This window comes from Pedobacter sp. GR22-6 (assembly GCF_037402555.1).
Classification (GTDB): Bacteria; Bacteroidota; Bacteroidia; order Sphingobacteriales; family Sphingobacteriaceae; genus Pedobacter.
Window position 1 is genome coordinate 1,557,608 of record NZ_JBBEUC010000001.1, and the last position, 24,132, is coordinate 1,581,739.

The 24,132-nt window shown below is 42.0% G+C and carries 18 protein-coding genes; 8 read left to right on the plus strand and 10 right to left on the minus strand.

Annotation, left to right across the window (positions count from 1 at the left end):
* Positions 1 to 117: 117 nt before the first annotated feature.
* On the plus strand, positions 118 to 2,520 hold the full coding sequence (gene pbpC / locus WAE59_RS07325) for a penicillin-binding protein 1C (RefSeq protein ID WP_337855287.1): 2,403 nt from the start codon (positions 118 to 120) through the stop codon (positions 2,518 to 2,520).
* On the opposite strand, the gene WAE59_RS07330 is transcribed toward pbpC, so the two are convergent.
* Both WAE59_RS07330 and WAE59_RS07335 read right to left on the minus strand, forming a co-directional pair.
* The gene (locus WAE59_RS07330) at positions 2,517 to 3,197 is read right to left on the minus strand and encodes a lysoplasmalogenase (protein WP_337855288.1); all 681 of its coding nucleotides are present in this window, start codon (positions 3,195 to 3,197) and stop codon (positions 2,517 to 2,519) included. The two genes, pbpC and WAE59_RS07330, sit on opposite strands and share 4 nt — an antisense overlap.
* A gap of 105 nt (positions 3,198 to 3,302) precedes the next feature.
* Positions 3,303 to 3,608, minus strand: coding sequence for an RNA recognition motif domain-containing protein (locus WAE59_RS07335; RefSeq protein ID WP_337855289.1), 306 nt, complete (start codon positions 3,606 to 3,608; stop codon positions 3,303 to 3,305).
* A gap of 826 nt (positions 3,609 to 4,434) precedes the next feature.
* Between WAE59_RS07335 and spt the strand changes: the two genes are divergently transcribed.
* From spt to WAE59_RS07350, 3 genes are read left to right on the plus strand one after another with little or no spacing between them, the layout of a single operon-like run.
* Complete coding sequence (gene spt, locus WAE59_RS07340; RefSeq protein WP_337855290.1) at positions 4,435 to 5,640, plus strand: serine palmitoyltransferase; 1,206 nt, start codon at positions 4,435 to 4,437, stop codon at positions 5,638 to 5,640.
* Positions 5,637 to 6,755 (plus strand): hypothetical protein, encoded by a 1,119-nt coding sequence (locus WAE59_RS07345; RefSeq protein ID WP_337855291.1) that lies wholly within the window; start codon positions 5,637 to 5,639, stop codon positions 6,753 to 6,755. The genes spt and WAE59_RS07345 overlap by 4 nt, the downstream gene beginning before the upstream one ends.
* Positions 6,752 to 7,741: an NAD-dependent epimerase/dehydratase family protein gene (locus tag WAE59_RS07350; RefSeq protein WP_337855292.1), complete on the plus strand. Its 990-nt coding sequence runs from the start codon at positions 6,752 to 6,754 to the stop codon at positions 7,739 to 7,741. Before WAE59_RS07345 ends, WAE59_RS07350 begins: the two co-directional genes overlap by 4 nt.
* Here WAE59_RS07350 and xseB read toward each other — a convergent pair whose 3' ends face one another.
* The 3 genes from xseB to WAE59_RS07365 are packed head-to-tail and all read right to left on the minus strand — an operon-like array spanning position 7,742 to position 10,314.
* A complete protein-coding gene (gene xseB, locus WAE59_RS07355) occupies positions 7,742 to 7,945 on the minus strand; it encodes an exodeoxyribonuclease VII small subunit (RefSeq protein WP_337855293.1) in 204 nt (67 codons plus the stop codon).
* Entirely contained in the window at positions 7,923 to 9,314 is a 1,392-nt protein-coding gene (gene xseA, locus WAE59_RS07360) for an exodeoxyribonuclease VII large subunit (RefSeq protein ID WP_337855294.1), read from the minus strand. The genes xseB and xseA overlap by 23 nt, the downstream gene beginning before the upstream one ends.
* A complete protein-coding gene (locus WAE59_RS07365) occupies positions 9,289 to 10,314 on the minus strand; it encodes a S66 peptidase family protein (RefSeq protein WP_337855295.1) in 1,026 nt (341 codons plus the stop codon). Before WAE59_RS07365 ends, xseA begins: the two co-directional genes overlap by 26 nt.
* 181 nt (positions 10,315 to 10,495) lie before the next feature.
* Between WAE59_RS07365 and WAE59_RS07370 the strand changes: the two genes are divergently transcribed.
* The 3 genes from WAE59_RS07370 to WAE59_RS07380 are packed head-to-tail and all read left to right on the plus strand — an operon-like array spanning position 10,496 to position 14,289.
* The gene (locus WAE59_RS07370; protein ID WP_337855296.1) at positions 10,496 to 11,527 is read left to right on the plus strand and encodes a PmoA family protein; all 1,032 of its coding nucleotides are present in this window, start codon (positions 10,496 to 10,498) and stop codon (positions 11,525 to 11,527) included.
* Between the two features lie 27 nt (positions 11,528 to 11,554).
* Positions 11,555 to 12,916, plus strand: a complete 1,362-nt coding sequence (locus WAE59_RS07375; protein WP_337855297.1) for a 3-keto-disaccharide hydrolase — start codon at positions 11,555 to 11,557, stop codon at positions 12,914 to 12,916.
* A 14-nt stretch (positions 12,917 to 12,930) separates the two neighbouring features.
* Positions 12,931 to 14,289: a Gfo/Idh/MocA family protein gene (locus WAE59_RS07380; protein ID WP_337855298.1), complete on the plus strand. Its 1,359-nt coding sequence runs from the start codon at positions 12,931 to 12,933 to the stop codon at positions 14,287 to 14,289.
* 78 nt (positions 14,290 to 14,367) lie between these two features.
* Here the strand turns inward: WAE59_RS07380 and WAE59_RS07385 are convergent, their stop codons facing one another.
* The 4 genes from WAE59_RS07385 to WAE59_RS07400 all read right to left on the minus strand — a co-directional run bounded on the left by WAE59_RS07385 (position 14,368) and on the right by WAE59_RS07400 (position 20,487).
* On the minus strand, positions 14,368 to 16,056 hold the full coding sequence (locus WAE59_RS07385; RefSeq protein ID WP_337855299.1) for a sodium:solute symporter family transporter: 1,689 nt from the start codon (positions 16,054 to 16,056) through the stop codon (positions 14,368 to 14,370).
* Positions 16,057 to 16,170: 114 nt separating this feature from the next.
* The gene (locus tag WAE59_RS07390) at positions 16,171 to 18,153 is read right to left on the minus strand and encodes a hypothetical protein (protein ID WP_337855300.1); all 1,983 of its coding nucleotides are present in this window, start codon (positions 18,151 to 18,153) and stop codon (positions 16,171 to 16,173) included.
* A 19-nt stretch (positions 18,154 to 18,172) separates the two neighbouring features.
* A complete protein-coding gene (locus WAE59_RS07395) occupies positions 18,173 to 19,600 on the minus strand; it encodes a 3-keto-disaccharide hydrolase (protein WP_337855301.1) in 1,428 nt (475 codons plus the stop codon).
* 326 nt (positions 19,601 to 19,926) lie between these two features.
* A complete protein-coding gene (locus tag WAE59_RS07400) occupies positions 19,927 to 20,487 on the minus strand; it encodes a thioredoxin family protein (RefSeq protein WP_337855302.1) in 561 nt (186 codons plus the stop codon).
* 92 nt (positions 20,488 to 20,579) lie between these two features.
* Here WAE59_RS07400 and WAE59_RS07405 point away from each other — a divergent pair, with 92 nt between their 5' ends.
* Positions 20,580 to 23,273: a PQQ-dependent sugar dehydrogenase gene (locus WAE59_RS07405; protein ID WP_337855303.1), complete on the plus strand. Its 2,694-nt coding sequence runs from the start codon at positions 20,580 to 20,582 to the stop codon at positions 23,271 to 23,273.
* Positions 23,274 to 23,340: 67 nt separating this feature from the next.
* Here WAE59_RS07405 and WAE59_RS07410 read toward each other — a convergent pair whose 3' ends face one another.
* Positions 23,341 to 24,084, minus strand: a complete 744-nt coding sequence (locus WAE59_RS07410) for a hypothetical protein (RefSeq protein ID WP_337855304.1) — start codon at positions 24,082 to 24,084, stop codon at positions 23,341 to 23,343.
* Between the last annotated feature and the right edge of the window lie 48 nt (positions 24,085 to 24,132).

Here is a 24,132-nt window from a genome sequence, read left to right on the forward strand (position 1 = left end):
AAAGCGAATAAAGCCTGCAGCTAATTTTAAGAATGTAAAAATTTTTTCCATGACAATTGATTTATTACAGATCAGTTGTTATGGGAAAATGTTACCTGTGTCGCTCAATTTAAAGCCATGTTAAAGGAAGAGAAAATCGTTCTTTTTGCAGATGTGTTCTGCCTTTTGCTGCTACTGGTATTTCTATTGTCGCTGCCTTCGAGGCTATTTAAAAGTCCCACGTCTTTTGTCATAGCTGCTGCCGATGGGCAATTGCTGAGTGCGTCCATCGCAAATGATGGCCAATGGCGATTTCCGGAAGCAGATAGTATACCAGATAAATTTGCCAAATGCATCATAGCATTCGAGGATAAGCGTTTTTACCAACATCCCGGAGTAGATGTGATGGCAATGGGCAGGGCGGTGCAATTGAACCTAAAAGCGGGTGGCGTAGTGAGTGGCGGTAGTACGCTGACCATGCAGGTGATCCGTTTGTCGAGGCGGGAAAGCAGGACCATCTGGCAGAAACTGATAGAAGTGCTGCTGGCTTTCAGGCTGGAAGCCTTTAGCTCAAAAGCGGAAATACTGAAACTTTACGCAGCTAATGCGCCCTTCGGCAGTAATGTTGTGGGGCTGGATGCGGCAGCATGGCGTTACTTTGGGCGGGCTCCAGGAAGTCTTTCCTGGGGAGAAATGGCCACGTTGGCAGTCTTGCCAAATAGCCCCTCACTGGTGCATCCGGGAAAGAACTCTCCCAGGCTGATTAAAAAACGCAATGACCTGCTGGATAAAATGGCGAGGCTTGGCGTTTTAGATCAGCAGACAGCAAATCTTTCCAAACTGGAGCCCATTCCAGGGAAGCCTTTGGATTTGCCCCAACATGCCCCTCACCTGCTTAACCGATTTAAAAATGATTACCGCAGAGGTGTTTTGCGAAATTCAGGATCCGGGCTTTCGGGTACCCAGATCACTTCAACACTAAATTATGACCTGCAATTGAGGGTCAATGCATTGCTCAGGCGTTACCATAATCGTTATCAGGCGAACGACATTAATAACATTGCTGCACTCGTGCTGGATGTTCGTAAAGGAACAGTGTTGAGTTATGTAGGGAATAACTACCAACCTGAATTCAAAGAACTGGAAAGCCATGTGGACATGATCCCCGCTGCGCGCAGTCCCGGCAGTACCCTGAAACCCCTGTTGTATGCCAGTATGATGAATGACGGATTTATCTTGCCCAAAACGCTCATACCAGATGTTCCTACACAGATTGGTGGTTATGCTCCGCAAAACTATGACCTGGGTTATGACGGGGCGATTCCTGCGGATCAGGCCCTAAGTCGTTCACTGAACATTCCTGCGGTTAAGATGTTGCAACAGTACAAATATCAGCGCTTTTACGATAAATTGAAGCAGATGGGATTGAGTACACTCAATAAGCCAGCGGACCATTATGGGCTTTCGCTGATTCTTGGAGGTAGCGAAGTTACGTTGTGGGATCTTGCGAAAACTTATATGGGAATGGCCAGAACACTTAATCACTTCAATGAATACAAAGGAAGGTACAATCCGCATGACTATGATGCAGCTGTTTACACGTCCGGAGGACGCGATACCCGCTTTGATGATCTGGAGACAGAGCTCAGTTCTGTACTGGATTTTGGGTCCATATGGAATACTTTTAATGCAATGGAGGAGGTCATGCGACCGGGTGAAGAGGGCTTATGGGAACAATTTTCGTCTTCACAGCGCCTTGCCTGGAAGACCGGTACCAGTTTTGGCTTCCGGGATGCCTGGGCTGTGGGTGTAAATCCGGACTATGTGGTCTGTGTATGGGTAGGAAATGCGGATGGCGAAGGACGGCCAGGCCTGACCGGTATTGATGCTGCCGCGCCGGTATTGTTTGATATTTTCAAACTGTTGCCTGCCGGAAAATGGTTCCGCAGACCCGATCATCAATTGAAAAAAATGGCTGTATGCCGGCAGAGTGGTTACAAAGCAGGAAACTATTGCCCGGATCAGGTACTAGCAGAAGTTTCTCCGTCAGGAGAAAAAACCGGACTTTGTCCTTACCATAAACTGATACACCTGGACAGAACCGCTACCTACAGGGTTACAGACGCATGTGAATCCCCAGGGATGATGCAGCATAAAACCTGGTTCATATTGCCTCCGGCAATGGAATACTATTATAAGATCAAAAACAGCAGCTATAAAGAACTCCCGCCCTTTAAGCCAGGCTGCGAGGATGCGGGGAATGCTTACGTTATGGATATGATCTATCCAAAACAAAATGCGAGTATCTATATTCCTGTTGAGCTTGACGGAACACGTGGTAAAGTGGTTTTCAACGCGACTCACCGAAATGCAGCTGCAAAGATCTACTGGCATATTGACAATGCCTATGTTGCAACCACTAAAGATTACCATCAGTTGGCGCTGAGCCCCCTTCCTGGAAAACATACACTAACGCTGGTTGATGAGAACGGTGAGCGGTTGGTGCAGGTTTTTACCGTACTTAATAAAGAGAAGGATTAATCTTTTCGGAGCAGCTGGCGTTCTATGCCTCCTATGGTGATCAGGTATTGGGCAGCCATGAAAGTAGCTGTGCTCAGTAAAAGGGTCTGACTTGAACTGCCTAAAAAAACATACGCTGTGGCCAGTACATCGGACAATAGAAATAGTACAGCACCCATCAGAATAAGTTTAAAGCTTGGCCCATTGACCCTGAAGTGCCTGAAGGCGGCCATCATCATCATGAAACTGATCGTGATGGCATAAGCCAGGAAAGGTACCCTGGCGGCTCCAATATGGGGTCTGAAGTAAAAATAAAAACCTACACAAAAGAGAAAAACGATTCCTATGGCCATTCGGGCGCCCTTTTTGTCGAGTTCTGGTGCCGAACGGAAATCCAGATAAAAGGCACTGGTGTAGCAAATGTGACACAGTAGTAGCACTACAAAGCTGCTGAGTTGCTGATTGCTATCTAAACCAACATGGAGCAGGAAATAGTTTCCTACAATTGAAAAAAGAATCCCTGCGAAGAGTCGCTTATGGAATCTTCCCTTGAGTTTGGTACTATGGATGAAGGTAGCGGCCAGTGTAATACCGAATAATCCAAGGGCGATTAACTGCAAGTAACTCGACTGCTGATAAATGGAGAACAGTTGAAAGAAAAATAAGATAAACAAAAGGCTGAGTTTCGCGTATTTCATCGGTGCAATTTATAAAAAAAAAGCAGCAGTATTGGCATAGGCCTACACTGCTGCTCTAATATATTTAAAATATAGAATCAGTTAAACTGAAAGAGAAAAAAGCTATTAGTAGCTTTTTTCTGTGCGGTTGTTGCGCTTGAAGCCACCGCCACCGTTTCCACCGGTATTTGGTTTTTCCTGAGCTTCTGCAACCTTGATGCGGTTACCATTGTAATCGCCACCGTTCATGCGTTTGATTGCTTCTTTTGCCTCTTCTTCTACCGGCATTTCCACGAAACCAAAACCACGACTCTGACCAGTCTCGCGATCCTTGATAATCCTAAGTGATTTTACTTGACCGAAATCACCAAATACGGCTGTTAATTCATCTTCCCCTACTTCTAAAGGAAGGCCTGTAATAAATATCTTCATTAATGTCTAAAAATTTGTACAAAAGTAAGCATTTTTTGCTTAAATTCCAATGTTAGTGTCAGTTATAAGTATAATTGTTTAATGAGTTATTTAACATAAAAAAGTAAATATTGTTTTCCGGCTGGCAGTAAATCTGAGCAATTTATGTCTAATACGACTATTACATGTCTGTAGGCCATGTTTGGTGCATGCGTATTTACTTGTTATATCAGAGCTAAGCTAGTTCTCAGATTCTATCGCTACCTTTATAAAAATCGTATTAGCGGACAAGTAGTTGAAGCATTGTCATAATATTGTCTTTATTTTTCCACTTGCAAACATTAGCACAGTGTTTGTAGTTGTCTGGATAGTTTGTTTGGTTTAGGTTAGTCTGTGGTGGACTAACCATCATTATAGCAGGGATACACCTTAGAGGTCTGTCCCTGTTTCTTTTTAAAATATTTTAAGTTTTTTAAAAACCGTTTGATACTGCATTTCGTTAGTATAGTTGAGAGCGTTAATTTAGCGGGGGTAGATCGTAAGGTCTATCTCCGTTTTTTTTTGACCTCAACCTGTTGTTTTGTTGAATTATTTTTATGACTTTTATACCTGATAAGTCAGGGTTACTAAGACCGGCGAACCAAACAAACCAAAGAAGACGAAGATTTCAGGAGAAAATTATAAGTAGATTGTAATTTTTGTTTTAAAAATTAATATATTGAATCTTGGTTGGTCCTAAGTTTTGTTTTCTGTGTTTATGATCTTAGCTTTGGGGAAGTTTTAATATTGACAAAAATGTTGAATTTCACAATCAACCCCGTCATCTAAACAAATAGTATTAGCTAGCATGCGCAAAAAATTACAAGATAGGATAGCGGCTTTTAAAGACGCAACAGCAATTAAGGAAAGAGGATTATATCCTTATTTCCGTGCAATCGAGTCAGGACAGGATACAGAAGTAATTATAGACGGGAAGAAAGTACTGATGTTCGGTTCCAACTCCTATCTGGGATTAACCAACCACCCAAAAATTAAAGAAGCTGCTAAAGCTGCAGTGGACAAATACGGAACAGGTTGTGCCGGTTCACGATTTCTGAACGGTACATTAGATATACATATTGAATTGGAGCGTAGACTGGCTGCTTATGTAGGCAAAGAGGCTGCAGTACTTTTCAGTACTGGTTTCCAGGTGAATCTGGGAGTAATCTCTTGTCTGCTGGACAGAAATGATTACTTGATCCTTGATGAATACGACCACGCTTCCATTATAGATGGCAGCAGGTTATCTTTTTCACGTTCGATCAAATATGCGCACAACGATATGGACGATCTGCGTAAGAAGTTGAGCAGATTGCCTGAAGATGCAGCAAAACTGATCGTTGCAGATGGTATTTTCAGTATGGAAGGTGATTTGGTAAACCTTCCTGAGATCGTTAAAATTGCTGACGAATTCGGGGCAAACATCATGATGGACGATGCACACAGTTTAGGTGTAATAGGTTTGAACGGTGCAGGTACCGCCTCACATTTCGGACTTACAGACAAAGTAGACTTGATCATGGGTACCTTCAGTAAATCGCTTGCTTCATTGGGCGGTTTTATTGCCGGTGACGAAGAAACTATTGAGTTTGTAAAACACAGGGCACGTTCATTGATGTTCAGTGCAAGTATGCCTCCTTCAGCAGTAGCGAGTGTAATCGCTGCGCTTGACATCATAGAATCAGAACCTGAACGTATTGATCAGCTTTGGGCCAATACCAACCACGCTAAAAAATTGTTACTTGATGCTGGTTTTGATATTGGGCATACCGACAGTCCGATTATTCCGGTTTATATCAGGGATAATGACAAGACTTTCATGATTACCAATATCCTGAGTAAGAATGGTATTTTTGTGAACCCGGTAGTCTCCCCTGCTGTTCCTTCTGACGCTTCGCTGATCCGTTTTTCTTTGATGGCTACGCATACTTTCGCGCAGATCGAAGAAGCTGTAGAGAAGATTGCAGCAGCAGCTAAAGAGATTGAAGTAAAATTATCTCCGGTAACGATATGAACAGCATCGTTGCAGTAAACAGCAAAAAAGATCTCGCTACGTTTATCGATTTTCCTCATGAACTCTATCAGGGAGATCCTAATTACGTGCCCGAATTGTTCATCGCTCAAAAGGATTTGTTGACCACACATCCCTTTCATAAACACTCCGCTCTTCAATGCTTTCTTCTGTATAAAGGTGATCAGGTGGTGGGCAGAATTGCAGCCATACTGAATAATAGCCATAACAGGATGAACAATGCCAACGACGGTTTTTTTGGTTTTTTCGATTGCATCAACGACCAGCAATCGGCTAACCAATTGCTGGATACTGCGTCCTCATGGTTGAAAGAGAAAGGTGTTCAAGGTAAAATCATGGGGCCCGTTAATTTCTCTACCAACGAATCCTGTGGTTTACTGATTGAAGGATTTGACAGTCCGCCTGTGGTGATGATGCCGTACAATGCCAACTATTATCCTGGATTATTGGAAGGATGGGGCTTAACGAAGCAGGTTGACCTGCTCGCCTGGAGATTTACCGGTGACAATTACGATGACCGGTCGGTTAAACTGATGGATCGACTTCAGGATCGTCTGAAACGGAGTGACATTACCATTCGTAAGATCAACATGAAGAATTTTAAACAGGAGGCCGCGAGTCTTCGTGAAGTTTACAATAAGGCATGGGATAAGAATACGGGGTTTGTTCCATTGAATGATGAAGAATTTGATTATCAAGCCAAAGACCTTAAATTGGTACTGGATCCGGATTTTTGTTTGGTAGCAGAACACGAAGGCAAACTTGTTGGCTTCGGTGCAGCCATCCCGGATATGAACCAGATACAGATCAAGATCAAAAAAGGCAGGCTATTGCCTACTGGCATCTTCAAACTGTTGTTTGGTAAGAAGAAGGTAACCGGCATCCGTATTTTGCTTCTGGGCGTAGTCGATGGCTACCGTAAACTGGGAATTGAAGCCTGTATTTATGGAAATATCATCAAAGCCTACCGTGCGAAAGGGTTGAAATACGCAGAAGCCAGCTGGACCCTGGAGCATAATGATCTGGTGAATAATGCGATCAAAGCCATCAAAGGTGACCCTTATAAAAAATACCGAATTTACGAAAAGCAGATATGAGTAAACGGGTATTGATCACTGGTGCGACAGGTTTTGTCGGTTATCATCTGATCGAAAAAGCCCTGCAAGCAGGTTTGCAAGTATATGCGGCAGTCCGCAAAAGCAGTGACCGAGTTCATTTGAGTGCTTTTGATATTCAATATGTTGATTTGAATTATAATTCTGTAGAAGAATTAAAAATCCAGCTGGAAGAAATGCAATATGCATACGTTATCCATGCAGCTGGGATCACGAAAGCAAAAACTGCTGCGGAATACAATCTGGTGAATGCTGATTATACACGAAACCTTGCATTGGCTGCGGTTTCTGCGGATATTCCTTTGGAAAAATTTGTTTTTGTAAGCAGCCTCGCTGCTTTGGGACCACTTACTGAACTTAGTGAAAGGATCGAAGACGATAGCCCTGGACATCCGGTAACCAGTTATGGCGCAAGTAAATTGCTTGCAGAGTCCTTTTTAAAAGAGGTGTCCGGATTGCCTTTATTGGTCATTCGGCCTACCGCAGTATATGGTCCGCGTGAAAAAGACATTTTTATTTTATTCAAAAGCATCAACCAGGGACTGGAACCTTATATCGGTAACTTTAGACAACAACTAAGCTTTGTATATGTCGAAGATTTAGCTAAGGTGATTATCAGCGCGTTGTTTGTGAAGCAAGTTAATAAAAGTTATAATATTGCAGACGGTCGGGTCTATGACAGATATGCGCTGGGTCAATTGACTAAAAAATTGCTGAATAAGCGGGTTTTGAAATTTCACCTCCCTGTTTTTGTTGTGGCTGCGATGGCTGCACTGATGGATTTACTGTATAAAAACAGTAAGGTTACACCTGCCTTGAACAAAGAAAAAATGGCTGAGCTAACCGCTGTCAATTGGGCATGTAACATCGAAAATGCCAGGAAAGATTTGGCATATCAACCTGATTTTGATCTTGAAAAGGGCCTTTCGAAGACTTTGGAATGGTATCAGACTAATAAATGGCTATAGCTATTGTGGATTTTCCATTTGTTTAATAACCTTATTGACCTCTGTTTCTGTCGCCCTCAGTTTTTGCTGACAAAATTCGATCAGTTCAGAGGCCCGCTTTACTTTCTCGGCCAGCACATCTACAGATACCGATTCTGTTTCGATTTCATGTGCAATTTCAGTTAGTTCTCTGTAGGCAGTTTCATAGGTTAAATTCTGATCCATTGTGTTTGGTTTTATCATTTACGGTGGTATTAATTTGGGTATCGGCAAATTGAACTGTCAGTTCAGTTCCTTTTTCAATGCCGTCAGCGTTGCTGACAATTTTGTTGTTTACTTTGATAATGGCAAAGCCTTTATTGAGGATGTTTTGCGGACTCATCAACTTCATTATGGAGATGAAATGACCCAGGTAAGCCTCTTTGTTGACAAAATACATTTTGCTGTAAGATTGTAGATTGCTGGATAGGTTGCTGAGGTCCTTTTTTCGGTTGGATATAATGATTTTTGGATTGGTAAGGATTGTTGCTGACAGGTTCATTAGTCCATGCTGGTTTCGATGAATTGAATTCCTACTGGTATGAATGATATTGTTGTTGAGTTGTACGAGTCTGTCTTTTTGAAGGTTGATCAGCTGATAGGTTTTGATCAACATCATTTTCTGAAGATTGAGTATTGATTCTTCAAAGTTTCGGTTGTGGGCAATGATGAACTCCGCCACTTTAGTAGGTGTTTTTGTTGCAGTATGCGCCATGAGGTCGGCAATCGTTTCATTTTTTTGATGACCTATCCCGGTGATCACGGGGATGGGAAATCTGGCGATGGCCCGGCTCAGGTCATAATTGTCAAAGATCAGGAAATCCATTTGCGCTCCCCCGCCCCTGATGATTACCAATACATCATAAGGTTTTCCTGACTGAAATACTTCGATTAGTTTGGTCAGGACTTGCCTGGCATTCACCTCTCCCTGCACCAGTGTAAAATAATTGTCGATTTCAAACCTATAGTTAAAGGCATTGTGGTCCAGGGTGTGTTTAAAATCCAGGTAACCAGCGGATGTCTCCGAAGAAAGCACTGCGATTCGCTGTATGACGTTGTTTAGCTTAAGCGAACCATTTCTGGTGAGGTACTCCTCCCCCTGCTTCTGAATGAAATCAGGGTTCTCTCTCACTAATCTTTCCAGGGTAGCTTTACGCTGTTGTTCAAATTGCCCTAGAGTAAAGTTGGTATCTATGTCAATCAGGTTGAGCTGCAGTCCGAATGAAGGATTATACTGTACGCTGACTTGAATGAGTACATTGATGTCGTTTCTGAACTTCTGTCCGGTAGCCTTTTCAAAATTAGAGATATTTATAGATGCATTTCCCCATGCCCTCCCAGCAATCTTCGCGAGGATCTTGGAGGAAGATTTATCTTTTTCGACCAATTCGAAATAATGGTAATTGCTTTGTGGTTTGTAGGTGTAGTTGGTTACATCAGCAATTATCCAGAAACTTTGCTGACCGAATACGCCTTCAATCGTCTGCTGGAGCCAACGAGTGAGTTCTGAAAGGCGAATGGGAGCCGGATTAGATGGAGGTAAGTGTGCTGCCATTTTGATCTACATTAAGAATATGTGCTGCGCCGCATTTGAGTGCGAAATTATTGACCTGATGGCCTACAGGAAAGTCAAAACAAACCGGATAATTGTAACTTTTAATCTTCTCCATAACAATTTCCTGAAGATCCTTACCAAATTCATCACCCGGAGCTTCCGGTTTCAATCTGAAGCCGCCGATAATCAATCCCTTTAACTTTTCCAGCTTTCCGCTGCGCTTGAGGTTCCAAAGCATTCTGTCAAGGCTGTAAAGCGGTTCATTGGTGTCTTCTAGGAATAAGATCCTACCTGCTGTTTTTAAATCGGAAGGACTGCCTGCGGCAGTTTCAATCATGCTGAGGTTACCTCCGACAAGGATACCTTCGGTCCTTCCCTGCCTGTTGCTGCTGTGGTATGGCGCTGTATAACGTACAGCCTGACCTGTAAGCACCTGGCGAATAGATAATATGGTTTCTGTCTGTATAGGGGATGCCTCTTCCCATATACTTGGAAAGCTATTACACATTTTGGAATGGATGGAGGCTATTCCAAAATTGCTATTGATATGCGTATGAAGTAAGGTGATGTCGCTGAAACCGATCAGCCATTTGGGATGCTTCTTAAATTGTCTGAAATTGAGTTGGTCGATCAACCTGACCACACCATAACCGCCCCTGGCACATAGAATGGCTTTTACTGCTGTATCGTCCAACATTTCCTGGAAATCTGAAGTCCTTTCCAGGTCAGTTCCGCCCAGGTTAAAATCCCTGTTGCCAATGGTTTTTCCAATTTTGGTACGGAAGCCCCAGCTTTCCAGCAGGGCAACTGCAGGTTGAATTTCTGCACGGGTAATAAAGCTGGCCGGGCTGGTAATGCCGATGGTATCACCTGTTTTGAGGTAAGGTGGAATGCGGTTTCTGAACTCCCTGTTATCTTTTATGGAGGCTGCCCGGCCCTTTTCGCCGAAGCTCAGCGCACCAGCTGTAATCACGAAAGATAAAAAGTGCTTACGGTTCATTTAGACTGCGTTTTTCTACCTTACAAGTATAAGGCTAATTCCCCATTTCTCCCGAAAAATAGCGCAATCGTTTTCGTAATTTTTCAATACGAATAGCCATTTTTCTGAATGAATTACTTTTAAGAAAGTTATATTTAACCTGACTTTTGATCTGACAATAGACCATTGCCTTCAACCAAATATGAAAAATAAAATTTTGCTCAGCGCCTGTTGCCTTTTTAGCTTGCACCTCAATGCCCAAACCGAGAAAGTCTCCTTTTTGAGACATGATGACAAGAAGAGTGTAGAGGTTAATATTGGCGGAAAACACTTCACCACATTTATATATCCGGACAATCTGGAGAAGCCTGTACTCTACCCTATTCTAGCTGCAAATGGGCAGTTGTTAACGCGTGGATTTCCTTTAAATACAAGGGAAGGTGAACGTGTAGACCATCCACACCATGTTGGGCTGTGGCTGAATTATGAAAGTGTAAATGGATTGGATTTCTGGAACAACTCTTACAACATTCCTGCCGATAAAAAATCGAAATATGGCTGGATCAGAAATGTTAAAGTTGAAGCGGTAAAAGAAAGTAAAAATCAGGGAACTTTAAGCTATTCAGCCAACTGGGAGAACCAGGCAGCGAAAGTATTATTGAAGGAAAAGACGACGTTTTTATTTTCTGGTACAACCAGTTCAAGGAATATAGACAGGATTACTACACTAACAGCGATGCAGGATACGGTGAGATTTAAGGATGTAAAGGACGGGATGCTGGGATTGCGGCTTACTAAAGAACTCGAGTTTGCTACAGATAAGATAGAGGAATTTACAGATAGTCAGGGAAATGTGACCAAAGTTTCAGCCTCCGGCAATGGTGCCAACGGTAATTATTTAACGAGCACGGGTACAAAAGGTGCCGGGGTCTGGGGAACCAGGGCTGTATGGTGTCTGCTTTATGCCAATAAAGAAGGTCAGCCGATCTCGGTAGCGATGATAGACCATCCAAAAAATCCGGGTTATCCTACTTACTGGCATGCCCGTGATTATGGTTTGTTTGCGGCAAATCCGCTTGGACAGGAAGTATTCAGCAACGGTAAAGAAAAATTGAACCTGGTTTTAAAGCCCGGCCAGTCTATAACTTTTAAATATAGGGTTATTGTCAATTCCGGAGAAACCCCAAATGCCGCGGTTTTGGATGAGCAAGCAAAAGACTTCAGTAAAAAATAGCATACACTAAACACAATTAATATACAAATGAAAAAAACAGGACTAGTAGTTTTGGCAGCGTTGATGCTGGGAACCGCCCCGGTAGCATCATATGCCCAAACTGGGAAGTGGCAGCAGCTTTTTAACGGAAAAGATCTGCAGGGATGGAAACAATTGAACGGACAGGCAAAGTATGAAGTGGTAAATGGTGAGATCGTAGGAACTACGGTTTCCAATACACCCAATTCATTTTTAGCCACCGAGAAGAATTATGGGGATTTTATTCTTGAACTGGAACTATTGGTAGACAATTCGATGAATTCGGGTGTACAGATCAGAAGTCTGAGCAGTGCCGATTATCAGAACGGTCGCGTTCACGGTTACCAGGTAGAAATAGATCCTTCTGACCGGAAATGGAGCGGCGGTTTATATGACGAGGCACGCAGAGGTTGGTTATATCCCCTTGATATCAATCCTAAGGGACAAGAAGCATTTAAAAAAGGAGTTTGGAACAAATACCGTGTAGAATGTATTGGAAGTTCTATTCGCACCTGGGTGAATGGTGTGCCAACTGCAAATGTGGTAGATAACCTGACCCTTTCTGGATTCATCGCTCTGCAGGTACATTCGATCGATAAAAATGATCAGCCAGGAAAACAAATCAAATGGAGAAACATCCGTATTCAGACGGAAAACCTGAAGCCTAGCAAAATGGACAATATTTTTGTAGTTAATATGATACCAAACGATCTATCCAAACAGGAAAAATCAGAAGGTTATTCGTTGCTTTGGGATGGAAAAACTACTAAAGGTTGGGTTGGCGCACGTAAGGGTGTATTTCCGGAAAAAGGATGGTTAATCAAGGATGGTGAGCTAAGCGTAGAAAAATCTAACGGTGCAGAGTCTACTAATGGTGGCGACATCGTAACCGAGAAACAATATAGCGCTTTTGAGCTCAAATTTGATTTTAAATTGACTGAAGGTGCAAACAGTGGTGTTAAATACTTTGTAACCCTTTCAGAGCAAACAAAAGGTTCTGCAATCGGACTTGAATACCAGATTTTGGATGATGTAAGACATCCTGATGCTAAACTTGGTAAAAATGGGAACCGTACACTGGGCTCATTATATGACCTGATCACCAGTAAGAAAATCCCGAATGCGCAACGTAAGATCGGAGAATGGAACAGAGGGTTGATCAGGGTATTTCCAAACAATAAAGTTGAATATTGGTTGAACGGATTTAAGATTACAGAATATACCAGGGGCTCAGCAGAATTTAAGGAACTGGTGGCAGGAAGTAAATATAAGGATTGGAAAAATTTCGGTATGGCTCCTAAAGGTCATATCCTGCTACAGGATCATGGTGATCAGGTATTTTTCAGAAGCATAAAAATTAAGACACTATAAATCAAATATAGACCATGTTAGAGTCAAGAAGAAAATTTATAAAACAGGCAGGTATTGCTGCTGCAGGTACCTATCTGGGTACGATGGGTATGAGTGCTAAGAGTTACGGAAATATCATTGGCGCGAATGACCGTGTGAGAGTTGGTGTGGTAGGCTTTTCTGACAGATTTAAGGATTCCTTGCTTCCAAGTTTCTTGAATCATCATAAAGAACTGAATTTTGATATCGTTGCAGTTTCCGATCTATGGAATTACCGCAGAGGCTTAGGTGTAGATCATTTAAAGAATAAATTCGGACACGACATCACTGCTTGCCGCAACAACGATGAGCTTTATGGGTTGAAGGATATTGACGCTGTAATCATTAGTACACCAGATTTTCAACATGCGACTCATGCCATCGAAGCTGTGAACAATAAGTGTGACGTATATTGTGAGAAGCCTTTCGCAGAGACGATGTCTGATGCACGTGCAGCATTGAAAGCTGTAAAAGGATCTAAACAGATCCTGCAGATCGGTTCTCAAAGAAGAAGTGGAACGAACTATCACGCTGCTTCAAAATTTATTAAAGATGGCAAGTTTGGTGACATCACAATGGTAGAACTGAGTTGGAATGTTAACCAGCCAGGCAGATGGCGCCGGCCAGACCTGGTAGCCAGATTAAAACAGGAGGATACTGACTGGAAGCGCTTTTTGATCAATCGTCCATTCGAAGAATGGGATCCGCGTAAATATTTGGAATACCGCCTGTTCTGGCCCTATTCATCAGGAATGCCAGGTCAGTGGATGTCACACCAAATTGATACTGTCCATTGGTTTACCGGACTGAAACATCCTAGAAGTGTGGTAGCAAATGGCGGTATCTATCAATGGAAAGATGGTCGTAGGAATTGGGATACCACTACTGCTGTATTTGACTATGGAAAAGAAAATGATCCAACTAATGGCTTCCAGGTGGTGTTTACATCAAGAATGCACAATGGTGATGAAAATCCTGCGGAGATTTATTACTCTAATGGTGGGGAGCTTAATTTGATCACAAATACAGTATCTCCGAAAGGAGGCTTAGGTAAAAATGCTGCAGCTGCAATGAAAATGCAGCCAAATCTATTGCCTGAACTGAAGTTGACGGATATGGTAGAGAAGGTAGCAGCATCAGCAAATACAGGAGGTGATAAGCTGACCTCTGCGCACATGCGCAATTGGATGGAATGCATCAGGAGCAGGAAAGAGACAAATGCACCTGTAGAAGCAGGGTATTACCATTCTATAGCAAATATCATGACCAATGCTGCAGCGAGAACAGGCCAGAAAGCAACATTTGATGAGAAAACACAGGAAGTGATGGTAGGTGGTAAAGTGTTTAAATACTAGCTACACTCCATTTTTACCTTATAAAAAAGGCGTTCTGAAGTGATTCAGAACGCCTTTTCTTTTATCAATTATATCTGGCTACCAGAATGCAGAGTAAAGTGCTACAAGCATAGCGAAAATGATCAGTGAACCGATTGCAAAAGAGGTCGATACCTTGAACATACTTGCATCCACTTCCAGACCATTGGTCTGAACACCTTTCTTGGTTTCATAGATACTGATGAAATACATTCCGATGATACAGAAAGCAAATACGATCACCATTCTGTCCATAAAAGGAATTTCAAATATGCCATCGGCATTGGCTACTGCCCATCCGATTTCATTTAGGAAAGAAAGATCCGTCCATCCTGGTAAGAACTTCAGGATTACTGAAACGACAAACCCACCTACGGTTGCAAATAAAGCCGCATTAGATGTTGTTTTTTTCCAGAAGAAGCCCAGGATAAACATGGCAAAGATACCGGGAGAAACAAAGCCTGTATACTCCTGTATGTATTGGAAGCCTTGCTTACCCTCACCCATCAGTGCATCACCCACAATTAGTGAAAGCACTACAGCAAGCAACATAGAAACTACCACGGTAAGTTTACCCACATTCACCAACTTTGTTTCACCTGCATTGGAATTGAATGCCTTTTTATAAATGTCCAGTGTAAAGATCGTCGCGATACTGTTGGCCTTACCAGCCAGGGAAGCTACGATAGCAGCAGTAAGCGCTGCGAATGAAAGTCCTTTAAGTCCGATCGGCAACAAACCTAGTAATGCAGGATATGCTTTATTAGGATCGGTAACGCCGGAAGCAGTCAGTAAACTCTCTGAGGTAATGGATCCAGGGATTTTTTCTTTGATGATATAATATACTGCAATACCTGGAATTACAACGATCACAGGCATTAGCATTTTTAAGAATGCAGCGAATAACAGACCTGACCTTGCAACTGGAAGGGATGCGCCAAGCGCTCTTTGAGTAATGTATTGATTACAGCCCCAGTAGCTTAAGTTTGCAATCCACATACCACCGATCAATACACTCAGGCCTGGCAAATCCATATAATTTGGATTATCCTTTTTGAAAATGAGATGGAAATGTTCTGAAGCACCTTCTGTTAGTATGGTAAAGCCTTTGGTAATACCCTGTTGACCGGAGATCATATTTAAAGCAATGTAACTTGCTACTAAACCTCCCAATACCAGGAAAAATACCTGTATAACATCTGTGTAACCAATAACCTTCATACCACCCAAGGTGATGATGATGGCGAATACGGCCAGACCAAGGATACAGAAAGTAATCGGTAGATCCGAGATTCCGCTGATTGCTAAAGCACCCAGATAAAGAATAGACATCAGGTTAACCACGATGTACAACATCAACCAGAACACAGCCATAATCATAGCTACCTTTTCATTGTAGCGCTGACTCAGGAACTGAGGCATGGTGAAGATCTTATTCTTCAGATACACCGGCATGAAGAATATGGCTACGATGATCAAAGTCGCTGAAGCCATCCATTCATAGGCAGAAATCGCGAGACCAAGCTTGAAGCCTGAACCACTCATTCCAATCATTTGTTCCGCAGATATGTTTGAAGCGATCAGTGATGCGCCGATAGCCCACCAGGTTAATGAACCCTCTGCCAGAAAATAATCTTTAGAATCGCTTGTGGCGGATTTCTTCTTGTAATAGATGTAAAATCCGTAAGATGACACGATTATAAAGTAAACAAAAAATACAATGTAATCGTAGTAGTGAAGTGTACTCATGAGTTTATAATGGTTTTTATTGAGTGACTAAATTATCTAAAAAAAACGGCATAACCTTCAAGAAATGAAGTATTATGCCGTTTTTTTTAATATTGTATAAAAAACACTAAGTCACTACTTGTTCAGAGAGTTGATCCATGCTGCAATTTTAAGTCCGTCTGCCTTTGTTACCTGTGGCATAGGCGGCATTTCGGTCGCATAACCTGGCCAGTTTTCCGGCTGAGGGTTGTGGATCAGTGAAACAATTTTCTCATTTGAGTACTTACGTTTTGCTACATCAATAAATGCAGGTCCGATCTGTTTTTTGGTAGGATTGTGACAAGCTACGCAAGTGTAAGAAGTCAACAGACCTTTTACCTGAGCATAAGTAGGTGCAGCAGCAGGTACCGCTACGGTTTTACCGGTAGCAGCAGCTTTCTCTTTTGCAACTCCAGACTTCACTGCGGCGTCTGCTTTTTTCACCTGTCCTTTTTTAACAGCGGCTGTGGCAGCAACTACTTTTTCAGTAGCAGAGTTTTTAGTGCTGACTTCGCTCATTGACAGCTTCTCTCCTGTTGGAATACTATTTAATGTGTAATAAGCAATTGGGTGTAATAATGCACCAGAATTCTCACTAGCTTTTACACCTTCCAACATAATGGTGTGGATGTAATACTGACGCAGGTTATCTACAATGATCCGGGCTTTCAAACCATCAGCGGAAACTTTAACACCTTTAACTTTTAAGGTTTCTTTGTTTACTGGAGGTGAACCATAGACCGGATGGTATTTGTACAAGTAGCTCTCTACACTATAAGAAGCAAGATCCTGTGCAGACTTTACATCAACTGGTTTGGTGAATTCGATTTCGAAGCCATCAGACATCGCGCGCACAGCTTTCATCTCGAAAGGTGTTTTGTCTTTGTTATAAACCAAGCGCTCAAGTCCTTCGTTGGCGTCACCTGCAGAACCCCAACCACGGTTGGTTTCTCCTACGAATAATGAACCATCAGTACCCCAGGCTAATCTCAATACTCCTGAGCGGAATCCGCTTCTGAACATGAATGAGGCTCCTTGTTCTACACCATTGACAGTTTCCATGAAGACCCTTGAGATGATACTCATTCCCTGATCTCCTACTAATAACTGACCTTCGAAAGGACCAAAATTGCCAGCAGGGATTTTAACAGGCTCTGAAGTAGAGATACCTAAAATACCATATGGTAACCATACAGATGGCAACCTCAGCTCAGGGAAGTCCTTTTTCATTTCAAATAGCATTTTGAATTTCTCGTCTACCCTGTTCTCAGGTTTGATTGCTCTTCCCTGCGCGTTTACCTCTCTTCTCTCATCGATTTTAGAACGGAATTGCTCTTCAGTCAATTTAACCGGAGAGTCGGATCTTCCAGTCCATCTCAAACCAGCTGGGTGTCCCAAGAAATCGCCTTTGTTAACTTTCCAGATTGCACCGGAACCAAACCAGTCACCCTGGTTATCTGTATAATACAATTGACCGTCGATCACGTTCAAACCAGCAGGAGAACGCATACCGGTAGCAAATGGCTTCATCACACCGTCTTCGGTGATGTTCATTGTCCATCCACGCATTGGCACACGGCTTTCACCACGATACCACATTTCGTCACCGAAAGCTACGTTACCTGTTACGAAAAAGGAACCATCAGGAGCGATCTTCGGACCGAAGCTATATTCATGATAGTGACCACTCAACGGCCATGCATATACAGTTTCGTAAACATCAGCTTTACCATCCATATCAGTATCAACCAATTTGGTCAGTTCACCCCTCTGTGCGCAATATAGCGCGCCATTTTTATAGGCTAAGCCGAGTATTTCATGTAAACCATAAGCGAACCTACGGAAATAAGGTCTGGTACTGGTTGGGTTTTCTACAATGTAAACTTCACCTCTTCTTGTAGAGATGGCAAGGTCGCCATTAGGCATAGTCACCAATCCGCCCACTTCCAGGATAGGTCCTTCTGGCATTCTTACCTTATTGACGCGGTAAAAATCCTCTTCTTTTGGTGCATCCTGGGCAAACACCGTTGTACTAAAGCTTAAAGCCAGCATTGCCAGCATTTTAAAAGTATGTTTCATCTTTATCTCCTAATCCCGATTAAAATAAAATTGAATAATTTAATTGACCGCGAAGTAGCACCACTAATTCTTTCTTTCCATTAGCCTCCCTGATTACAGGTTTGGTTTTGGGATCTTCAAATTTCAAATACGACTGACCGTTGATCAGGTATAAGCCTTTGCCTAAGTCTTCGATATTTGAACCTTCAGCAAGTAATGCATAAAGATTGTCAACTGGTTTATCAGTACTGATTGATCTGATCAGACCTTCGCCACTTTCGGTTACACGGATCTGATCTGTTACTTTAGCACCAAATACATTATACTGGAAAGTTGGGCGATCCTGTGTATCTACGGTATACCCTTTAGTTCTGAAGCTTGTGCCAGTAGTATCAACTGGCCATACTGCATTTGCATCGGCCAATTTTGCTAATGTAGGCGCCGGCTTTTTAAAGAATGTTGTAACGGTACCTCTTGGTCTTGATGAACCATTACCCCTACCGTCCCACATTGGAGTGGCATCAACGAAATCGCCTCTCCATGCGTGGAAAAGCAAACCGTTATCCAGGTCATAAGCATAGTGAACTTTCTGAGGACTACCGATAGAAATAGCGTGTACAACACGTGGTCCACCTGAGATGTCCACGAAACTGCGGATCATGGTATTTACTGGAGCTTCTATAAGGATTGGATCTGCATCACTGCCTCCTCTTCTGCTGTTCAACTGTTCATTGTTCAGCTTCGAAATTTTAATGTTCTTGAATGCAACTGCACCGTGATCTCCTTGCAGGCGCAAAGGTCCTGATGCACTTTCTTTAGCTCCTCCCCTTGTTGAGCCAAATAATTGCACGTTGTCGTGAATTTGTACACCGTTAAGTTCTACCGTCACAAATTTTGCGTTAGCTGTTTTATTTCCTGCTGCATCAAAGCGAGGTGCCAGGAATACCACTTTTAGGTGTTGCCATACTCCAGGTGCCTTTGAGACGTTCTGACGTGGTGCATAACCTTCAAAGCCTTTTTGCCCTTCCGGCTTTGAATCATCCCAACGCTCATAAATACCACCATTGGTAGAAGATAAAGGCGTTGTTTTGGTCCAGGAATCTTCTAATTGTAATTCATAGGCACCTTGAAAATAGATACCTGAATTGGCGCCCTTCGCCAAGAGATAGTCCAGTTCAAGTACCAGATCTCCGTGAGTACCAACGGTGAATAAATCAGAACCGTTGTTCTTTTTTGTTGGCAGATTAACCAGTACCCCTGTACCCTTGGTAAAAGTCAATGCATTCTGTTCGTTCAGATTAGCAACGACCCCACCAGCAAGCGTCCAGGTTTGCCCCGGCGTTTTAAACGATGCAAGATCGTTCAGGTTAATTTCCGGTTGATCGGCCAGTTGCTGACCGGATACAATCGCGGTTCCTAACAACCAGACAAAAGCCGTTGTTCCTAACCTTAAGTAATTAAGCTTCATATTGTGTGATTTGGTTTAAAAAGATTTAAAAGTAATAATTTCATATTTGATTAAAGGGGCTGCAAAATAAGAATTTTGTTACAAAAAACAACTATACCTATTAATCAATAAATAAGGCTTATTTTGATTGCTAAAACTATTTTCCAACCTCAAATTTAAATTGGATTGTCTCTTATAGCGAGGATACAGGCCAGAGGCCAACTGATGAGTGTAAAAAAAACACTTTCCTCCTCCTTTTTATCTGATTGAAGCGCAAAAAAAAAATTAAAAAAAAGCAGAGGTTGATTAACTAACCTCTGCTTTTATAGATCTGTAAAAATGCCTCCTTAGTGACCCACTTCGTTTTTTCGGAATACAGTAGTGATGGCTCCTAACTCCTTTTCAGTCAATTTAGATGATTTTTTCAAGGTGCTTACAAAATAGGCTACTTCTTCTTTTTTCGCAGGACAGCCTACATTTTCCCCTTTAGCAGTTTGTGCAACACCTTCCGGCCTCATTTGGGAATCTGCGATCAGGCTTCCTTTTGCATCAAATACCAGCCATGTAGGCAAGCCCTGGTCTGCATTGTTGTATTTTTTCAACAAGTCTGCCGCACCGGGGTTTTCCAGATTTTCTTTGCCTTTAGATTCATAAACTACAATGTCTGCAATGATATAGTTCTTGTCGAAATACGGCTTCACAGCCGGATCGTTAAGGCTTGCGTCCATTTTTCGGCACCATCCACACCATGAGGCATGAAATACGAGCAATACACTTTTCTTTTCTGCTTTAGCCTTTTTTAGTGCATTATTTAATACCTCATTTGCAGGTAATGGACTGGTTTGGCCAAAGGCCGTGTTGATGATCAATAAAAGAGCAGCCAGCGATAGCAAGGTTTTCAGTTTCATAGCAATAAAAATTAGTTAGTAAATATAATTTTTTCAACTTAATTATTTAAGCTCTATATTTATAATCGAAACCAACACACAATATAAGCTTAATGAAGACACCTTTTGCCTTATTGCTATCTGGCATTGCCATGGCAGCAATATTTCCATTTGCACGAAATACAGATGCAAGATCCACAAAAACAAAAATTGATACGCCAGACCAAGACCGATTTGTAAAAGTAAGCCTGGTGCAGGGACAGTTTACTGAACCCACAGAAATTGCAGTTTTACCTAATCTGGACGTACTGATTGCACAACGCCGTGGAGAAGTGATGCTTTATAAGAACAAGACAAAGAAACTCACAGAGGCGGGTAAACTTGAGGTTTATTCAAAAACAAATACACCTGATGTAAATGCAGAAGAAGGTTTGTTGGGAATGGCTGTAGACCCTAATTTCACGACTAATCAGTTTGTATACCTTTTCTACAGTCCTTTGAAGACTTCTGTAAACAGATTGTCAAGGTTTAAACTCGTTAACGATAAGATTAGCCTTAGTTCTGAGAAAGTAGTACTCGAATTTTATTCGCAAAGAGAAATTTGCTGTCATACAGGCGGTTCTATTGCTTTTGGGCCAGAGGGATATTTATACGTTTCTACCGGAGACAATTCTACACCTTTTGATGTGCCTAAACAGCAATATGTGAACAAAGGTTATGCTCCTTTGGACAACAGGCCGGGTCTTCATCAATATGATGCCAGGAGATCTGCAGGTAATACCAATGACCTCAGGGGTAAGATTTTGAGAATCAAATTAAATACAGATGGGACTTACAGCATTCCAGATGGTAATTTATTCCCTAAAAATGATACTAAAGCCAAGCCCGAGATTTATGTGATGGGAAATAGAAACCCCTACCGTATTTCGGTAGATCAAAAAACTGGTTTTTTGTATTGGGGTGAAGTGGGGCCGGATGCGAACAATGACGATGAATCGAGGGGGCCGCGTGGCTATGATGAGATCAACCAGGCCCGTAAAGCTGGTAACTTTGGATGGCCTTTATTTATTGGGAATAATTATCCCTACAAAGCTTATGATTTTACAAATGGAACCTCTGGTGCTGCTTTTGATCCAGCTTTAGCACTCAATAATTCACCAAATAATACAGGTCATACTCAATTACCACCAGCACAGCCGGCTTACATATGGTATCCTTATGCACAATCTAAAGAGTTTCCGCAAGTAGGCGGCGGAGGCCGCACAGCAATGGCTGGGCCGGTATATTGGCCAAAAGCAGGTGTACCTGCTTATCCGGCCTATTATAACGGAAAACTGCTCATATACGAATGGGTGCGTGGCTGGATAAAAGCAGTGACCATGTCTCCAACAGGAGATTATCAAAGCATGGAGCCTTTTCTGAATAACATGTCTTTTGCGGCACCTATAGATATGGAACTCGGACCGGATAACAAATTGTATATTTTGGAATATGGGAAAGGGTGGTTTGCTAAAAATCCTGATGCGGGTTTGGTAAGAATAGATTATTTGGACGGTAACCGCCCCCCTTCTGTTAAGAACCTTCGGATAGAAAAAACCAGCGGTTTATTACCTTATCAGTTGATTGCGAAAGTAGATGCAACAGATCCTGACGATGGCGATGTGCTTACTTATATTTGGAATTTGGGTAAAGGATTAAAGAAAACTACAAATAAGCCCGAATTGCAACATACTTTTACAAAAGCAGGTGAATATCCAACCAGTGTAGAAGTGATTGACAATAATAAAGCCTCTTCAAAAAGTGCAAGCATTTCGGTGTTTGCCGGAAATGAGCATCCCAAAGTAGATATTATTCTCTCAGGCAATAAAAGCTTTTATTTTCCAGGGAAGCCTGTAGGTTATCAGGTTGTTGTAAGTGATAAGGGCGCTGTAGTCAATAAAAGCAGAATTTATGTTTCTAATACTTACACTGAAGGATTGGATATGGCAGGGGCACAATTGGGACACCAGCAAGCTGCACAAAGCCTGGTCGGGAAATCCCTGATGATGAAATCAGATTGCGCAGCCTGTCATAAGGTATCTACTAAATCTATAGGTCCGGCATTTACGCTGGTCTCAACCAAGTATCAAAAGAACAGCAAAGCCATTAGCTACATTAGTAACAAGATACTGAAAGGCGGAGGCGGCGTATGGGGAGAAGTACCAATGCCTGCCCACCCGACCATGAAAGAGACCGAAGCGAAGCAAATTGCGGAGTGGATCATGAGTTTAAGTGCCACGGCTACAAGTAAACCTTCCCTGCCTGCGGTCGGTAAAATTATACCTCCTGCAACAGTAAATAAAAACAAACCGGTAATGGCAATTAAAGCAACATATTCCGACATGGGAATGGCTGCACTAGGCTTGAAATCTTTAAGCGCTACAAATGTTGTGAACCTTAATAGTAATATCCTGGAGGCTGATGACATCAAGGATGCTCCGGATTTTGGGCGCAGGGACTACAATAATGAAAAGGCGCTCATATTCCCTCAAAAAGATGGAAGAATCATTTTAAGACAAATTGACCTGACTGGTGTTACTGGTTTCAAACTTGCAATAGTAAATATGGCTGGAGATGTCAATTACTCCATAGAAGTCAGACTTGACGATGCAAATGGAAAATTGCTGGCAGGATCTACATCCAGAACTCCGGTTATCCCAATTGAAGCAGTTACAGATGGCAAGATGCATAATGTATACTTCATCATTAAAAATGAAAGTGATAAAGTAAAGGACAGACCTTTGTTGTCCAACATTACGGTTTATTAGAATCCGCATAAAAAGAGAGGTTGCTTTTAAAGTAACCTCTCTTTTTATGCCAATTATCCATACGAAATTATCTTTTCTTCCCTCCTACATTGATTACCGCGCCAATAGTAAATAAGGAATTGTTTGCATTCATGAACTCACGACTATTTAATCCGAATGTCCCGCTGGTGGTATATTGTAATTGCACAGTTTCACTTACTTTCATCCGCGTAAAAAAAATTGGTTCCAGAAAAACATTTCCCTCACGCATCTGTCCCACCCCATTGCGCATAAAGGTTTTCATTTCTGCGGATGTAATTCTAAGTGCAGTACCTGCATTGATTGGGAAATCAGTACCAAATAGACGTAGGTTACTCGCTTTTTTGGAGCTATAGTTGACCTGCAGAAAGGTTTTGTTGTATGTAGCTTCTTCAAAATCCGTACCGGTCAGCACGTCATTTTCATCATAATTTCTAAATACACGATTTGTCTTTGCATTACCATACCCTGCATAAATTTCAATGATGCGGTTATCATCAGGTCCGAAAGTATTGAAATAGCCTCCGCCCACTTCAAACAATTTATGCTTATAGTCCTTTTTTGTTCTTTTGGAATTCATATATGAAGTACTTCCAATCACGCCAAAATGTTCAGATATTGCGTAAGCTCCATTTAGACTGAAGTTGCCTTTCAATGAACCATGCAGGCCTCCACTAAATTCGCCTTGCTGGCTAAGCATCGGTGTATTTGGTACGTTAGGCATGTAAATAGAGGAGCAGGAGCTGAACAATAGAGCAGTAATAAAAATAGATAAATGGTGGTTTTTAATCATATGATGAGGTCTTTACTTTGGATGAAGCTGTTTGACTAAGCAAATTTA

Bases quoted from the DNA above. Each gene is read 5' to 3' on its own strand.
- xseB (WP_337855293.1), bottom strand. From the start codon at position 7,945: ATGGATCAGAATTTAACCTATGAAACTGCCTACAGAGAACTAACTGAA.
- WAE59_RS07380 (WP_337855298.1), top strand. From the start codon at position 12,931: ATGTTAGAGTCAAGAAGAAAATTTATAAAACAGGCAGGTATTGCTGCT.
- WAE59_RS07390 (WP_337855300.1), bottom strand. From the start codon at position 18,153: ATGAAACATACTTTTAAAATGCTGGCAATGCTGGCTTTAAGCTTTAGT.
- WAE59_RS07410 (WP_337855304.1), bottom strand. From the start codon at position 24,084: ATGATTAAAAACCACCATTTATCTATTTTTATTACTGCTCTATTGTTC.
- xseA (WP_337855294.1), bottom strand. From the start codon at position 9,314: ATGGCAGCACACTTACCTCCATCTAATCCGGCTCCCATTCGCCTTTCA.
- pbpC (WP_337855287.1), top strand. From the start codon at position 118: ATGTTAAAGGAAGAGAAAATCGTTCTTTTTGCAGATGTGTTCTGCCTT.
- WAE59_RS07350 (WP_337855292.1), top strand. From the start codon at position 6,752: ATGAGTAAACGGGTATTGATCACTGGTGCGACAGGTTTTGTCGGTTAT.
- WAE59_RS07345 (WP_337855291.1), top strand. From the start codon at position 5,637: ATGAACAGCATCGTTGCAGTAAACAGCAAAAAAGATCTCGCTACGTTT.
- WAE59_RS07395 (WP_337855301.1), bottom strand. From the start codon at position 19,600: ATGAAGCTTAATTACTTAAGGTTAGGAACAACGGCTTTTGTCTGGTTG.
- WAE59_RS07370 (WP_337855296.1), top strand. From the start codon at position 10,496: ATGAAAAATAAAATTTTGCTCAGCGCCTGTTGCCTTTTTAGCTTGCAC.
- WAE59_RS07385 (WP_337855299.1), bottom strand. From the start codon at position 16,056: ATGAGTACACTTCACTACTACGATTACATTGTATTTTTTGTTTACTTT.
- WAE59_RS07400 (WP_337855302.1), bottom strand. From the start codon at position 20,487: ATGAAACTGAAAACCTTGCTATCGCTGGCTGCTCTTTTATTGATCATC.
- WAE59_RS07330 (WP_337855288.1), bottom strand. From the start codon at position 3,197: ATGAAATACGCGAAACTCAGCCTTTTGTTTATCTTATTTTTCTTTCAA.
- WAE59_RS07375 (WP_337855297.1), top strand. From the start codon at position 11,555: ATGAAAAAAACAGGACTAGTAGTTTTGGCAGCGTTGATGCTGGGAACC.
- WAE59_RS07335 (WP_337855289.1), bottom strand. From the start codon at position 3,608: ATGAAGATATTTATTACAGGCCTTCCTTTAGAAGTAGGGGAAGATGAA.
- spt (WP_337855290.1), top strand. From the start codon at position 4,435: ATGCGCAAAAAATTACAAGATAGGATAGCGGCTTTTAAAGACGCAACA.
- WAE59_RS07405 (WP_337855303.1), top strand. From the start codon at position 20,580: ATGAAGACACCTTTTGCCTTATTGCTATCTGGCATTGCCATGGCAGCA.
- WAE59_RS07365 (WP_337855295.1), bottom strand. From the start codon at position 10,314: ATGAACCGTAAGCACTTTTTATCTTTCGTGATTACAGCTGGTGCGCTG.